The sequence below is a fragment of the Pseudomonas sp. A-RE-19 genome, assembly GCF_019956555.1.
Classification (GTDB): Bacteria; Pseudomonadota; Gammaproteobacteria; order Pseudomonadales; family Pseudomonadaceae; genus Aquipseudomonas.
In genome coordinates this window covers 91988-106780 of sequence record NZ_JAHBDQ010000001.1, presented here as the reverse complement: position 1 = coordinate 106780, position 14793 = coordinate 91988, and the positions used below count along the sequence as shown (strand labels likewise).

The 14793-nt window shown below is 58.9% G+C and carries 14 protein-coding genes and 4 pseudogenes; 11 read left to right on the top strand and 7 right to left on the bottom strand.

The window, feature by feature from the left end; genetic code table 11:
- Positions 1-48: 48 nt before the first annotated feature.
- On the bottom strand, positions 49-282 hold the full coding sequence (locus KGB14_RS00475; protein ID WP_223483619.1) for a hypothetical protein: 234 nt from the start codon (positions 280-282) through the stop codon (positions 49-51).
- 19 nt (positions 283-301) lie between these two features.
- On the opposite strand from KGB14_RS00475, the pseudogene KGB14_RS00470 reads away from it, so the two are divergent.
- Positions 302-613, top strand: a pseudogene (locus KGB14_RS00470) (lysis protein); the annotation flags it as partial.
- Between the two features lie 39 nt (positions 614-652).
- Here the strand turns inward: KGB14_RS00470 and KGB14_RS00465 are convergent.
- On the bottom strand, positions 653-916 hold the full coding sequence (locus tag KGB14_RS00465; RefSeq protein WP_223483618.1) for a hypothetical protein: 264 nt from the start codon (positions 914-916) through the stop codon (positions 653-655).
- A 281-nt stretch (positions 917-1197) separates the two neighbouring features.
- On the opposite strand from KGB14_RS00465, the gene KGB14_RS00460 reads away from it, so the two are divergent.
- Positions 1198-1497 (top strand): hypothetical protein, encoded by a 300-nt coding sequence (locus KGB14_RS00460; protein ID WP_223483617.1) that lies wholly within the window; start codon positions 1198-1200, stop codon positions 1495-1497.
- Between the two features lie 78 nt (positions 1498-1575).
- On the opposite strand, the pseudogene KGB14_RS00455 reads toward KGB14_RS00460, so the two are convergent.
- A pseudogene (locus tag KGB14_RS00455) lies at positions 1576-1939 on the bottom strand (LysR substrate-binding domain-containing protein); the annotation flags it as partial.
- Positions 1940-1941: 2 nt separating this feature from the next.
- Here KGB14_RS00455 and KGB14_RS00450 point away from each other — a divergent pair.
- Together KGB14_RS00450 and KGB14_RS28590 are read left to right on the top strand one after the other, a co-directional pair.
- Positions 1942-2109 (top strand): annotated as a pseudogene (locus KGB14_RS00450) (glycine betaine ABC transporter substrate-binding protein); the annotation flags it as partial.
- 60 nt (positions 2110-2169) lie between these two features.
- Positions 2170-2424: a transcriptional regulator gene (locus KGB14_RS28590; protein WP_411740765.1), complete on the top strand. Its 255-nt coding sequence runs from the start codon at positions 2170-2172 to the stop codon at positions 2422-2424.
- 1192 nt (positions 2425-3616) lie between these two features.
- Here KGB14_RS28590 and KGB14_RS00445 read toward each other — a convergent pair.
- The 4 genes and pseudogenes from KGB14_RS00445 to KGB14_RS00430 all read right to left on the bottom strand — a co-directional run.
- Positions 3617-4018: pseudogene (locus KGB14_RS00445) on the bottom strand (c-type cytochrome); the annotation flags it as partial.
- 134 nt (positions 4019-4152) lie between these two features.
- Complete coding sequence (locus KGB14_RS00440; RefSeq protein ID WP_223483616.1) at positions 4153-5418, bottom strand: MFS transporter; 1266 nt, start codon at positions 5416-5418, stop codon at positions 4153-4155.
- Between the two features lie 47 nt (positions 5419-5465).
- Positions 5466-6536, bottom strand: coding sequence for a sugar phosphate isomerase/epimerase family protein (locus KGB14_RS00435; RefSeq protein WP_223483615.1), 1071 nt, complete (start codon positions 6534-6536; stop codon positions 5466-5468).
- A 112-nt stretch (positions 6537-6648) separates the two neighbouring features.
- Positions 6649-8154 (bottom strand): PLP-dependent aminotransferase family protein, encoded by a 1506-nt coding sequence (locus KGB14_RS00430; RefSeq protein WP_223483614.1) that lies wholly within the window; start codon positions 8152-8154, stop codon positions 6649-6651.
- A 236-nt stretch (positions 8155-8390) separates the two neighbouring features.
- Here KGB14_RS00430 and KGB14_RS00425 point away from each other — a divergent pair, with 236 nt between their 5' ends.
- From KGB14_RS00425 to KGB14_RS00395, 7 genes are all read left to right on the top strand, one after another.
- Positions 8391-9371, top strand: a complete 981-nt coding sequence (locus KGB14_RS00425; protein ID WP_223483613.1) for a quinone oxidoreductase family protein — start codon at positions 8391-8393, stop codon at positions 9369-9371.
- Positions 9372-9385: 14 nt separating this feature from the next.
- Entirely contained in the window at positions 9386-10234 is an 849-nt protein-coding gene (locus tag KGB14_RS00420) for a TauD/TfdA dioxygenase family protein (protein WP_223483612.1), read from the top strand.
- Between the two features lie 87 nt (positions 10235-10321).
- On the top strand, positions 10322-11374 hold the full coding sequence (locus KGB14_RS00415; RefSeq protein WP_223483611.1) for a 3-keto-5-aminohexanoate cleavage protein: 1053 nt from the start codon (positions 10322-10324) through the stop codon (positions 11372-11374).
- 92 nt (positions 11375-11466) lie between these two features.
- Positions 11467-12798, top strand: a complete 1332-nt coding sequence (locus tag KGB14_RS00410) for an MFS transporter (protein WP_223483610.1) — start codon at positions 11467-11469, stop codon at positions 12796-12798.
- Positions 12795-13457, top strand: coding sequence for a DsbA family oxidoreductase (locus KGB14_RS00405; RefSeq protein WP_223483609.1), 663 nt, complete (start codon positions 12795-12797; stop codon positions 13455-13457). The genes KGB14_RS00410 and KGB14_RS00405 overlap by 4 nt, the downstream gene beginning before the upstream one ends.
- A complete protein-coding gene (locus KGB14_RS00400) occupies positions 13454-13780 on the top strand; it encodes a Rieske (2Fe-2S) protein (RefSeq protein ID WP_223483608.1) in 327 nt (108 codons plus the stop codon). Before KGB14_RS00405 ends, KGB14_RS00400 begins: the two co-directional genes overlap by 4 nt.
- Positions 13777-14787, top strand: coding sequence for a YeiH family protein (locus KGB14_RS00395; protein WP_223483607.1), 1011 nt, complete (start codon positions 13777-13779; stop codon positions 14785-14787). The genes KGB14_RS00400 and KGB14_RS00395 overlap by 4 nt, the downstream gene beginning before the upstream one ends.
- The last annotated feature ends 6 nt before the right edge of the window (positions 14788-14793 follow it).

Genomic DNA, 14793 nt, shown 5'->3' with positions numbered 1-14793 from the left:
CTCATTCTGCAATCTCCATCGAGACCAGATCATGGGCATTTACCACCGTCATGTCGGCGCCTGTTCGGGCTGACGGAAAACTGGAAGGGTGCCAGCCTGTTCGCGTACAGCCTGCATCCCTGCTTGGTCGTAACCCCAGATGTTGCTTTTGTCGAACGACCGCTCAGGGCCCAAATAGAAAGGGCTCAATGGCGTGCCGGTGCGGATGTAATCACGGAACTCCTCGACCAGACGGCGCAGCGTCCCGCCATGAGTGAAGCCGCGCCACCGATGATGATGCACACCGAGCCGTCTTCGAGGGCGGCGCCTGTCTGCCAGCGATCAAACCCATTACAAGGAGCTGAGCGATGCTCAAACCAATCAGGCTCGCCTGCGCGATCGCCTTGCCACTTCTGATTTGCGGCTGTCAGTCCTCCTTGCCGAGGATCCAGCCAGTGGCTGCTCAGTGTCAGCCGGTACCGAAACCGGCGGCGTGGTTCATGGAGGAGCGCGTGCCCGATTTGACCCGGCGCATGTTCAACGAATTGTCGCCATCACCGACACCGGTGACCAAGGATTGATTGCGCTGGCTGCTTGTCAGGCGTACGTCCGGGAGGTCACCGCTGGAAGATAAGTTGATAGTTCTGCGATTGAGCAGAAATCGGATGGCGGGTCAATGAACTGCCGAGGATCTAGGAACTGGAACGTGATCAAATTTGGAAATCTCTTTGATCCAGAAGCGACGATATTTAGTTTGGTCTGGCGGCAGCGGTTTGTGATTTGACCAAGGGTGCTCAGTTTTCAAGCTGGCGCGGTATACCTCCCACTCCTTCTCCTCAGCCACTTCCTTGGCCCTTTTCTCATCATCGAACCAGCCAAGCACATAAACTTCGCCCTGATCCGTACCATGTTCGATCAGTAGATAGATATCTTTCATAAGCTTGAGCCCGCTACTCCACGTTCTAAAATCCCCTAATGCTGGGGCATCATTTTGACTATCGGCAGACACTTTCGATTATTGAGTTTTATTGTTCAAAGGAGAGATTAGCTTCTGCCCCTTGATTGCGCACGTTATCCAGGGTCAGGTCCTCCCTACCGTGCTTTCAGCGTAGAGCAGCCTCCACTGCATCAAGGCGAAACGTTACCGATCGTCAGCGACCAATTGAGCAATCAGCATATCGCTTGGATGCTGTATCTTTGTCCAGTATTGGGTAAGCAATGCAGTTCCTGATCGTACCCATGAGAGAGCGCGGCGTCGCCAGATCCAAAAGGGATATCGCCAGCGCTGAGCCAGTGAAGGGCGATATCATTTTCTCCAGCGCGCCGTCTGACATCCTCAAAAGAACGTCCAGCACCGCATCTCTGCGGTACGGTGCGTGGCCGGGTGATGCGCTACTGCTTCGCCCTCTTCTTGATGCTCGCCTGACCAGCATGGCAACGCTCGGCTTCACGCTGAGTGGTCTGGAAGAAGTCGACGGTGTTCTGTACGCGCAGTCTTGGTATTGCAGGGAGGTTTGAGTTTTTTTGGTCGACAGGACGCCGGAGGAGGGAAATGCTTTGACGCAGCTAATCAGAGCATCTACTCAAGACTGTTACTCAGGTGTAGATCGTCTTGGCCAGATGCGCCATCAGCCACTGGCGGAAGCGGTTGACGCTTTGTCTGTTCGGGGCCCGGCCTTGGGGTTCCAGCAGGCAGAACTGCACGTCGGCGCGCAGGATGGTTTGCGTCGGCCGCACCAGATTGCCGGTTTGCAAATGATTGCTGAGCAGGCCCGACCAGGCCAGGGCGTTGGAACCATGCCCTCCAGCCAATCCAGTCCCGGTGCTGGTCTTCCAGACACAACCAGGTGCATCCACCCAACAGCTCCAGCGTCTCAATCCCTGGGGGCTGCGCCAGATAGGCGGGGCTGCATACCGGGAAAATCTCTTCGTTGAACAACGGTGTGACCTTCATGTTTTTCGAAGCAGCCGGTCAAATTGGTGCTCGCCGATATTGGCATTCAGTTCCAGGCCTTGGCTAACGGCAATATCGACCTGATCCCGATGGTCTGGCTGTCGAGCACTCACAAGTCGTTCTATGACAAACACAAAGACAAAGACAAACTCGAAGACCTCGGTGTGCTGTATGAGCTGACCAGGACAGCGCCTTCGTGGAGCGGCATCGCCGACGCACGCTCCACTTCTTGCGTTATGGGGCTTGATTCATTCGGAGGCAGCGATATGTCGGTAACAACACTGGGTATCAAATTGGATGAGGAAACGCGCGCCAGGCTGAAGGCTGTGTCGGCAAAGTTGGATCGCACCGCACACTGGTTCATGAAAAAGGCAATTTTGAATTTCATTGAAAAAGTAGAAGCAGGGGCCGGTGTTGAAGCGCTTGTGGCGGTCGAGGCGCTGGAAAGAGATACGTTGCGCCATAGCATCGCACGACGGCGCCAAAGATAACGGCCCGTTTTAAGATACAGCCCCGATGGCATGCCAAGGTTGATGACTATCCGCCGTTCAGGCTGGTAGGTGGGAGAGGGGTTATGCGCGCTTGAACGGGACGACGTTTTCGAGTGCTTGCTTGGGCATTTTAGGGTTCGAAAGGTTGGTCGCCTGAAGCGATGCAGTTCCTGATTGTGTCCATATGGTTGGCCCGATGGTTTTCCATTGATTGGCCGATTCGCCAAGCCCAGGGTGCCTAAGCACCCTGGATCCAGTCGATTCCGGAAATGGTGCAGGCTGCGGCACCGCTCTCGAGTTTGGCCTGCGACGCCTTTGTTTTGCCTGCATTGATCTTTGAGTTGCCCACAACGTTGGAGATGGCACAACTCTTACACGGTAGACAGCAGCAGGCTCTGATCTTCTTGCCAGTATCGGCTAAATGGTCAGTTGATTTGATCCGGACGCTGAGGGGGAACAGATAATCGCACGGCTTGAACCTTCTCAGTTGAGGCGCTATCAAACGAATACAGCGTCAGGTTTTGCCTGTCTGGAGATAATCAAATGAAACGCACATCTGCATTAATTCTGGTGGTAATAGCAACCCTGCTGCTCGGTGGCTGCTGGCCGTATTGGCATGACCGTGATGGTCGACATGATTATGGTCGCCACCATGGTGACCGCGGAGGTCAGGAATATCACCGGTATTAGCGTGCAGTAAAGAAAGTGGATTCGATCGAGGTGAAGGGCTACTACGGAGGGTGGCGACGCGTTACCGGGGACTCATCCAGGAAATAAAAAGCCCGGGCGTCACCGGGCTCCTCGATCGAGACATTCAACACGCAGGTGTATCAGTCGCAGATTCGCTTGCTCTGTATGAACGACTGCGAGATTGATCACGCATGCCCTTTTGGCGGTATTGCCAGTGAGTATGAACAACATGAGCGATCACAATTAAAGCGATCAATGCCATGACGATGTAAAGGGTAATCAGGCCAGCACCTTCGTGTGAGAACATTGTGGGTTACTCCTGTATTCACTATGTCGGAAACTTGAGGGTAGACATCTGCGGCTGCGCTTGTATGAAGGTATGTTCATCTTTCCAGGCTTGTATTGCTCTAGGTCAGCTGTTAGCCCACAACTCGTTGCCAAGTGTGGAGCAAGCAATCGCGCCGTAGATTTCAGGCTCTGCCCGGTCGAGCCGGGAGCGGGCTTACTGGTCCAGTATGAATGTCGTCAGGGTGTGCAGATCGTCGGGGTTTAACTGCGCGAAAGGCGGCATTGGGATATCCCCCCATTTGCCGGTACCGCCATGCTGAATGCTGGCCGTCACCTTGGCCTGTGCCTGCGGGTCATTGGCGTACCGAGTGGCCACATCGTGATAGGCCGGGCCTACGACTTTATGATCGATCGCGTGGCAGGACAGGCAAGAGTTGCTCTGGAGCAACGCCATGACGTCGACTTTTGCGACAGGTGTCGCCGAGGGCTGGCCCGCCGACGGGTTCGAGGCCGCCTGCACATCGGCATCGCTCGCCTGGGCACTGCCGTAGGTCACCGCAAGGTAGGCGCCGATGATGCTCACATCCTGATCGCTGATTGGAGCGCCCGCAACGTGATCGATAGGGGTGCTGCGCTAGCCATGGCCGTCAATGAAAAAGGCCAATGCTCACCGCATTGGCCTTTTTCATGAGCGTGACTTTTCCAGAAAGAAAGCACTACGCAGTGCTGCTCCTGATTGCAGGACAATGCTCAGGCGTTCGCAGCGCTGATCCCGCTGGTTGCCGTGGATTTATTCCGAACAGTCTTGTACAGCAGGCTGGACACCATGAAGCCAAGCATGGCCAACACGCTCATCAGGCTGAAGACGTAGTTGTAGCCTTGCTGACCCGGGAAATGGTCGAGGATTGCGCCGTAGATGACGTAAGCGAACATGCCCGGTGCGTAGCCGATCAGGCAGCCGATACCGAAGGCTGAACCGGTGATGTGTTGAGGGATGCCGACTTCACCCATGGGCGCCCAGAACACGCCGCGCATGGAAAACACAATCAGGGCGAAGGACAGCGTGGCTGCCATGCCCGCATAGATAAAACCCGGGCTTTTCGGGATCAGCAGAATGACGCCCATCAGCGGCAGCAAGGCCAGGAATGCCCACTTCAAATAGCGGCTGGTGCTCTTGAACTGCTTGTCGGCAATGAAGCCACCGGCAGGGCCGCCCAGGATCTTGAGGAAGTACTGATTGATGATGCCGTAGGCGCCCACCAATGCCACGGGCAGCCCGTACATTTCCTTGAGGTAGGGAATGAAATAGGTCAGACCACAGTAGACGATGTAGACCATGAATACGTTGAGGCTGACCAGCCAGATCCCCGGCACCTTGATGGCTTCGAGCAGATTCGCCAAACCGTTCTTCGGCTTGGCGATCGACTGTGTGGTGCCGCCCTTGAGCAGGAACCAGGTCAGGGTTCCGGCAAGAATGTCGATCACCGAGTAGAAGAGGATTGCCGACTTCAGCCCGGCCTCGCCGGAGCCCATGGCCACGAAGACGCCCAGCGCCGAAAAGGCGACCAGGGTGTCAATGACGCCACGCCCACCTTCCAACAGTCCAAACAACCGCCCCTGTTCCTGATCGTCACCCAGATTGCGGATGGCTTTGAGCAGCGAGGGCCAGAAGATGCAATCGGCGCAGACGGCCAGCAGGCTGAACACGATCAGCAGATTGCTGAACGGTGGAAAGGTCGCCAGATACAGCCCCAGGCCACCGGTACCGATCAGGCCGACGGGGATCAGTTTGCGCGTGTCGTAGCGGTCCGCCAGAAGACCGCCGACGACAAACAGTGCGGTGGCGATGATGGCGTTGGCGCTCAGCAGCATGCCGATTTCAGTGTGGCTCAAGCCCATGAATTCTTGCATGGGGATATAGAAGGCGTCCTTGAGGTTCGCCAGCTTGTAGATGGTGCCACCGCCGAGGATGAGAATCAGGAATCTGAGCCATTTGGCCTTGTCACGAGTTGTCATTATTGTTCTCCAGGCTTGGATAAGCAGTGCCGGTTGTCACGTCAGGTTCAGTCGTTTTCGCGGTTGTCCAGGGTCAACTCGGCCAGGGTTCGGAACTCGGCCAGCAGGCCTCGCACATACGCGACCTGGTTGTTCGCCCAGCGGTGTTCGTCGGCGAGCATTCGTTCGAGCGAGTAGCCGTGCGGGAGTGGCGTGTCACTCATTTCCCGGTACGCAATGAACGGATCGGCAGCCTCAAAGGTCTGGCGGAACGCCGGGGCCACGTAGTGATTTTCCTGCTCAAGGATGAAGGCGATTACTTGCGCGGTTGAGTCGCCGAGCATCAACAGTTCGAACAGCATGCGGGCGCTTGGCAGGTCATCATCGTCGCTGCCCTGCAGCACGCCGTAATGGCCGAATCCGTTTTGCTCGGGGACGATGCGCACACCTTTGAGATGGGTTTGGCGTATGTGCGGCGCCAGAGTGCGCAGCGCCTGCAGAGGTTGTTCGCAGGCGTTGATCATGTTGCCAAAGTCGAACAAGGCGTGCAGGCGAGGGTGATTCAGCCGGTTCAGCAGTTGCGCGATCTCGGCGCTCTTGAGTTCTTCATGCTGCTCGAAGTCGAAGTACAGGTCGTGCTCGTCTGCCTGCTGCGCGAGGTAATGCAGGTCGGATTCGATGACGTCCATGACCTGTGACAGTGTTCCCTCGTAGCGTGAGTAAACGCGAATGTTGCGAACCCTAAGCGCCTTGGCGATGGCAATCACGTGATCGACATCTTTTTTCAGCGTGCTGCTGATTTCCAGGTGCACATCCAGTTCGAGCGCAGTGGCCTTGTCGGCAAACGCTTGCAACTGCGCGGGCGTCATTTGGCTCAGGCTGTTTTCTTCGCCATCGAGCAAGTGCAGGCTCAGACCCTGCAGCTCGTGGCGATAGGCGAAATCCAGCAGGTCGGCAGGCGTGACACGGCCATGGGTGAGGTTGGTCAGCAAGGGATAAGCGTGGGCAAACAAGCGCATCTGCCCAAGACGGTCGAGCAGCTGGCGGGCCAGTGCTTCAGTCAGCAGGGGAGGTGTTCCGGCCTCGGCCGCCTTGCGGTTGAGCAAGGCATTGAATCGCTCTTGGATCTTATTGTTCATTCGAGTCGTTCCTGGTTCAGACGCCGGGTCTACCGGCGCAGCCTTTATCGCGCCAGTCAGGAACTCTCGATAGATCCACTTTCAGTTAAATCATAAGACCACTTGTCTTGCTTCAAGTGGCCGGCTGCAGGTACCCCATTTTGCTCAAGGCCCGGGCCAGTGCTTCGACGCGCTCCTGCGCCAGGCCCTCAGGCGTACCGGCGAAACCGATGAGCAGGGCAGGTGGCAGGACATGCTCAAGGCAGTAGTCGCTCAGGGCATAGGTGTGGATGTTGTGCCGGGCCAGTTCCCTGGCGATGGCATCGTCATCAAGCGTGGGCGGCAGCCACGCGATCAGGTGCATGCCGGCTTCCACCGGGGTGATGTTGAAGAAGCCGCCCAGCTGTTGCTGAAGTTGCTCAACCAGTGCTTGCTGGCGAGCCTGGTACAGCGCACGCATGCGACGAATATGGCCGAGGAAGTGGCCTTCGCGCATGAAGTCCGCCGTCGTCGCCTGGAGAAGCGTGGGTGGGCTGCGATCCATCACCGCGCGCAGGGTGCAGAAGGGTTCGACCAACGCTTGCGGCAATATCACATAGCCCAGTCTTAGCGAAGGGAAGAGGACTTTGCTGAAGGTGCCGACGTAGATCACACGTGCCATCTGGTCCATGGCATAGAGCGCGGGGAGGAGGCGGCCGCTGTAGCGAAATTCACTGTCGCAATCGTCCTCGATGATCCAGCTCTGATACTGTGCAGCCCAGTCGATGAGTGCCTGGCGCCGCGCATAACTCATGGTCACGCCCAAGGGGTGCTGGCGAGAAGGTGTGGTAAACACCAGGCGGGCGTCCGGGCACTCGGCCAGGCCTTGCTGAATATCAATCCCTTGTTCGTCGATCCGCAACGGCACCACCTGAGCCCCCTGGGCCTGCAACGCAATGCGCGCCGCGATGTGTCCCGGGTCCTCCATCCATACGCTGTCCTGCGGATTGAGCAACAGCATGCCCAACAGGTTGAAGGCTTGCTGGGCGCCGGACACGATCACTACCTGTTCGGCACTGCAGTCGATGCCACGGGCATCAAAGACGTACTCGGCAATCGCCGCGCGCAAGGCCTGTAACCCTTGCAGTTCGCCATAGCCGAGCATGGCCTTGGTCGGCTTGAGCAGGTGGCGGTTCATCAAGCGCCGCCACACCGCGAGCGGAAATGCGTCGTAGGTACTGTGGCTGGGCAGGAATGAGGTGGGGGTCGCGGGGTCCCAATCGGTATAGGAAACCCCGCGAAAGTGACTGCTGCGCAACGACAGCATGGACTGGCTCAGGTCGGACAGGCGCGGTGGCTGGCGCTGTTCTTCGTCGGCCGTCCCTCGACCCTCCCACTCATCGCCGACATAGGTGCCCGCCCCGGTGCGCGAGGCCAGGAAACCCTCGGCAATCAGCTGATCGAATGCGTTGAGGATGGTGATCCGCGACAGCGCCAATTCTTTGCTCAGAGTCCGCGTCGACGGCAGGCGCACGCCTCCTTGCATTTTTCCGCTGAGAATCTGTTTGCGAATCTGCAAATAGAGTTGGCGGTACAGGGGGATGGCGCTGGCACGGTCCAGCTCAATAGCCGACAGCAGCAAACCTGCAGGGGATTTCATTACATGCTCGTCTGGAGAAGGTGGTTTGACCTGGAACACCATCAGGTACCGAGGTGCGCAGGGTATCGAGAGGCACTGGATAAGTCATCCACCGCCGGCGTTGAGGCAAAGCGCACTGTCATGAAATGAAAAGCCATTGTCGTCTGATGAGAAGCGACTCGCCAGACGGCGTCCTACAGTCCAATCAGCGCAATTCGACGCAGCACGTCCAACTTGAGACTGGAGAATAAGAAAAAATGGCCAAAGCCGTACGCTTCTACGAAACCGGTGGTCCCGAAGTCCTTCGTTATGAAGAGGTCGAAGTCGGCGATCCCGGTCCAGGCCAGGTTCGTCTTCGTCATGTGGCGGTGGGTCTGAATTATGCCGACACCTACTTTCGCAATGGCACTTACCCGATCCCGATGCCCAACGGCATGGGGGTTGAAGCCTCCGGTGTGGTCCAGGCCATCGGCGAAGGGGTGACCAACGTACACGTCGGTGATCGCGTCACCTACACCGGTTTTCTCAATACCCTGGGTGCCTACAGCACCGAGCGTCTGATCCCGGCTGCACCGCTGATCAAACTGCCGGAAACCATCAGTTTCGAGACCGCCGCGGCCATGACCATGCGCGGCTTGACGTCCTCTTACCTGATGCGGCGCATTTACGACTTCAAGGCCGGCGACAGTATTCTGCTGCATGCCGCTGCCGGTGGTGTGGGCCTGATCGTTTCGCAGTGGGCCAAGTTGCTTGGTCTGAACGTCATTGGCACCGTGTCCACCGAGGCAAAGGGTGAAATTGCCCGGGCCCATGGTTGCGAACATGTCATCAACTACAGCCATGAAGACGTCGCCCAACGCGTTCGCGAGCTGACGGACGGCGTGGGGGTCAACGTGGTGTTCGACAGTGTTGGCAAGAATACTTTCATGGGCTCCCTGGATTCGCTCAAGCGCCGCGGCCTGATGGTGTGCGTGGGCACGGCATCCGGTCCGATCCCGGCCTTCGATCCGGTATTGCTGGCGATGAAAGGCTCGCTGTTCCTGACCCGTCCGGCCCTGGCCGATTACATCGCCGACCCGGCGGAAAAAGCCGCGTTGGCGGGCGAGTTGTTCGATCATGTTGGCAGCGGTCGGATCAAGATCGAGATCAACCAGCACTATGCCTTGCAGGATGCCGTCCAGGCCCATCGCGACCTGGAATCACGCAAGACCACGGGCTCATCGATTTTCGTCATTTAAGGGAGTCGTCTGCCATGAAAGTCGAACAATTGACCTGCAGCATTGGCGCGGAGCTGGTGGGCGTCAACCTCGCCGACGCGGTGCATGACGACGGTCTTTTTGCCGAGATTCGTGCTCAGTTGCTCAAGCACCGGGTGGTGTTCCTGCGTGATCAGGACATCACACGCGCCGAGCATGTGGCCTTCGCCCGGCGCTTTGGCGAACTGGAGGATCATCCGGTGGCCGACAGTGATCCGGATCATCCTGGGCTGGTGCGCATCTACAAGCGGCCGGACCAGCCGGCTGACCGCTATGAAAACTCCTGGCACAGCGACGCGACCTGGCGCGAGGCGCCGCCGATGGGCTGCGTGCTGCGCTGCGTAGAGTGCCCGCCGGTGGGCGGTGACACCATGTGGGGCAACATGGTCGAGGCCTATGCACGCTTGCCGGAAGACGTGAAAGTGAAGATCGCCGACCTGCGCGCGCGCCACAGCATCGAAGCGAGTTTCGGCGCCGCCATGCCGATCGAAAAGCGTCTGGCGCTCAGGGCGATGTACCCGGATGCCGAGCACCCGGTGGTGCGCACCCACCCGGAAACCGGCGAAAAGGTGCTGTTCGTCAACGCCTTCACCACGCACTTGAGCAACTACCACACCCCCGAGCGGGTGCGCTTCGGCCAGGACGCCAACCCGGGCGCGAGTGAGCTGCTGCGCTACCTGATCAGCCAGGCGTACATCCCCGAGTATCAAGTGCGCTGGCGCTGGAAACCCAACAGCATCGCCATCTGGGACAACCGCAGTACCCAGCACTACGCCGTCATGGATTACCCGCCGTGTCATCGCAAGATGGAACGTGCCGGCATCATCGGCGACAAGACGTACTGATCGACCCTTTTTGCATTCGCACTCGTAAACACGTCTGCCCGGCACGATCCCGGGTGGGCGGGACAATCATAAAAACAGGAGTAACTCATGCAATTCTTCGACGATTCCCTGCACCCGGAAAACATGGATAAGGTGGTCATCACCGTGGCCCCGTATGGCCCCGAGTGGATGCCGGAAGACTTTCCCGAGGACATCCCGCTGACCATGGCCGAGCAGGTGCAGAAGGCGGTGGATTGTTATGAGGCGGGTGCAACGGTATTGCACCTGCACGTGCGTGAGTTGGACGGCAAGGGTTCCAAGCGTCTGTCCAAGTTCAACGAACTGATCGCCGGTGTGCGTGAAGCCGTGCCGGACATGATCATCCAGGTCGGTGGTTCGATTTCCTTCGCCCCCGAAAGCGATGGTGAAGCCGCCAAGTGGCTGTCTGACGATACTCGCCACATGTTGGCCGAGCTGACGCCAAAACCGGATCAGGTCACGGTGGCCATCAACACCACCCAGATGAACATCATGGAACTGCTGTATCCGGAATACCTGGAGGGCACGTCCCTGGCCAATCCTGCCTATCAGGCAGCCTACAGCGAAATGACCGTGCCGGCCGGTCCGGCCTGGGTCGCCGAGCACCTCAAGCGTCTGATGGACAACGGCATCCAGCCGCACTTCCAGCTGACCGGCATGCATGCCATGGAAACCCTTGAGCGGCTGGTGCGCAAGGGCGTCTACAAGGGTCCGTTGAACCTGACCTGGATCGGTATCGGTGGCGGTTTCGATGGCCCCAATCCATTCAACTTCTTCAACTTCATCCACCGCGCGCCGGACGGGTGCACCCTGACCTCCGAGTCGCTGCTCAAGAACGTCATGCCGTTCAACACCATGTCGATGGCCATGGGTATGCACCCGCGTGTGGGCAATGAAGACACTATCATTGATCACAAGGGCGATCGTTTCGGTTCAGTTGCGCAGATCAAGCAGACCGTGCGCATCGCTCATGAACTGGGTCGCGAAATCGCCACGGGCAAAGAAGCCCGCGAGATCTATCGCATCGGTGTGCAGTACCCAAGCATCGAAGAAACCCTGTTGGCCAACGGCATGGCCCCCAACCGCAAGGCTGGGCAGAAAGGTGTGCCGCAACGCGGCTGATCGGCAGACGATGCGGGCGGTCAATGGCCACCCGCTCGCTACACTGCAACACGCTTGATAACAACAATAAAACAAAGCTTTGAGGAGGCTGCATGGCCTTTCACCCAATCGCCGCAGACGATGATGACTGCAGTGGCGTCGGCGTTGCGCGCAAGTATGCCTGGATCGTCTTTGCACTGACGTTCGGCCTGTTGATTTCCGATTACATGTCGCGTCAGGTATTGAACGCGGTGTTCCCGATGCTCAAGGGCGAATGGGCCCTGAGCGACGGCCAGCTCGGCCTGCTCAGTGGCATTGTCGCCCTGATGGTGGGGCTGCTGACCTTTCCCCTGTCGTTGCTGGCGGATCGCTTCGGCCGGGTCAAGAGCCTGGCGCTGATGGCTTTGCTGTGGAGCCTGGCAACGCTGGGTTGTGCGTTGGCGCAGGACTATCAGCAGATGTTCATTGCACGGTTCATGGTCGGCGTCGGCGAAGCGGCGTACGGCAGCGTCGGCATCGCGGTGGTAATTTCGGTGTTTCCCAAACACATGCGTGCAACCCTGACCAGTGCGTTCATGGCGGGCGGCATGTTCGGTTCGGTATTGGGTATGGCGTTGGGCGGAGCAATCGCCGCCAAACTGGGCTGGCGCTGGTCGTTCGCCGGCATGTCGCTGTTCGGCCTGCTGCTGGCGGTGCTTTACCCGATCATCGTCAAGGAAGCACGCATTGCGCCGCAACGTGCCGCCCAGGTGGCGAACAAGACGGCTGCCGCGGTCAAGCGCCCCTTGCGTACGCTGTTTTCCAGCCGCTCGGTGATCGCTGCCTACATCGGCAGTGGCTTGCAACTGTTCGTCGGCGGCACCGTCATTGTGTGGATGCCCAGTTACCTCAATCGCTATTACGACATGGCCACGGACAAGGCGGGCGGCGTCGCGGCGATCATCGTGCTGTGCAGCGGTGCGGGGATGATCCTGTGCGGCATGCTCAGCGATCGACTGTGTCGCCATTCGCCGGAGCGCAAAGTCGCTTTGGCTATCGCCTATTGCCTGGGCAGTTGCCTGCTGTTGTCGGCGGCGTTCGCCCTGCCGGCAGGGCCTGTGCAACTGGTGCTGATCTGCCTGGGCATGTTGATTGCCGCCGGCACGACCGGCCCTTGCGGAGCCATGGTTGCCAACCTGACCCATTACTCGGTCCACGGCACGGCGTTCGCCACGCTGACCCTGGCCAACAACATGCTGGGGCTGGCGCCTGGGCCGTTCATCACCGGCAGGGTGTCCGACCTCATCGGCTTGCATGCAGCTTTTCAAATGGTGCCACTGGTCAGCATCGCGGCAGCGGCCGTGTTGTTTTATGCCAAGTGTCATTACCACAAGGACATTGCCCGTCTTCGAGGCGAGCACGTTCACGATTCGATTAGCAAAGCGGTGTTAGAGGTGAAGGTGTGAGTGGTCGTTTACGTATTGATGTGTTCTTCGATTTCATCTGCCCGTGGTGCCTGATCGGCAAGCGTCAACTGGAGCGCGCGCAAGCGCTGCTGCGTGTCCGGCAACCCGGCGTGGAAATCACTACGGTGTGGCACGGGGTGCAATTGCTGCCGCAGCTGCCGGCACAGGGTGAACCCTTCGCCGAGTTTTATCGCAAGCGTCTGGGCAGCCCTGAAGTTGTAGCGATGCGTCAGGCCCAGGTGCAGCAGGCTGCGATGGACGTCGGGCTGGCCATCGACTTGAGCCGCATCACGACGATGCCCAACACTGCGGACGCCCATCGTCTGCTGGAGCGTGTCAGCGTGTTGGGCAATGTTGAACTGCGTGATGACGTGCTTGAGCGTTTGTTCGCGGCGTATTTCCAGAACGGCGAAGACCTGGGTTGCCGTGAGACCTTGATCGCCATCGCCCGGTCGTGCGGCGTTGAGGCGGACACCGTGTCTGACTGCTTGCTGGGCGACGCCAGTCCCTTTGATGGATTCCCCGGGGCCACCAACGGCGTGCCCAGTTTTCGGTTCGACAATCGCCTGACGGTGGTGGGCGCAGAGCCTGCCGAAGCGTTGCTTGACGCCATGTGCGAAGCCTTGCTCAAAAGTGCTCATGAGCGGCAGCCAGTATGAGTCTACGTATCCCCGTGCCTGCCGGAAAACTCCCGCAGGCGGGTGGTCGTGCGCTGTTCGAATTCGATGGCAAAAGCCTGGCGTTATTCAACGTCGGAGGTGACCTGTTCGCCATCGACGACAGTTGCCCGCACCAGGGCGCGTCGCTGTGTGGCGGGCGCCTTGATGGGCGGGTGATTCAGTGCTGCGCCCATGGTCTGCGCTTCGATCTGCAAAGCGGCTACTTGCTCAACTCAACCCAGCTCAAAGTCGCCAACTACCCGGTCGAGATCATTGACGGCCAGGCATTCATCGTCATCGTTCCCGAGGAGTCCGTGCCATGAGCACTATCGCTCTTACCCGTATCCACAGCCGAACGCGCGAACTGGCGCCAGGTTTTGTCGTCAGTCTGATCGTCGCGGCCGCCGCGTCCTTTTTATCCGAGCACTACAGTGCACCGGTGATGTTGTTTGCCTTGCTGTTGGGCATGGCGCTCAACTTTCTGGCCGGTGACAGCGCCTGCAAGGCCGGCATCGAGTTCACGGCGCGCACGGTGTTACGCATTGGCGTGGCCTTGCTGGGCATGCGCATCACCCTCGAACAGATAGCCGCGCTGGGCTGGAAGCCTGTGGCCCTGGTGGTGATTCTGGTGGTGGTGACGATCGGCGTTTCGGTGATCGCGGCCAAGGCCATGGGGTTTCAGCGCTTGTTTGGCATGCTCACCGGCGGAGCCACCGCGATTTGTGGCGCGTCCGCCGCGCTGGCGCTGGCGGCGGCGTTGCCGAACCATCCGCAGAAAGAACGTGCGACGTTATTCACGGTGATCGGGGTGTCGGCGCTGTCGACCCTGGCGATGATCGTGTACCCGATGATCGCCAACTGGTTGTCATTGTCGCCGCAAGTGGCGGGCGTGTTTCTCGGCGCCACCATCCACGATGTGGCCCAGGTGGTCGGTGCCGGTTACAGCATGTCGACCGAGACCGGCGATACGGCCACGGTGATCAAGTTGATGCGGGTTGCCATGCTGCTGCCGGTGATCGTCACCGCGGCCATGATCACTCGGATGCAGGGTGCCGACCCGACCGGCAAACGACCGCCGCTGCTGCCATGGTTCGCCGTCGGGTTTCTGATTCTGGCCTGTATCAACAGCACCGGCTGGGTGGCCCCGGTGGTGCAGGGATCGGTCAACGAGCTATCGCGCTGGTGCCTGGTGGTTTCCATCAGTGCCCTGGGTATGAAGACCCAGCTCAAGGAGTTGGCTGCTGTCGGCATCAAGCCCATTTTGCTGATGGTGGGGGAGACGGTGTTCCTTGTCGTGCTGGTGTTGTTGTTGCTGCGCTGGGGACTGTAGGCGCAC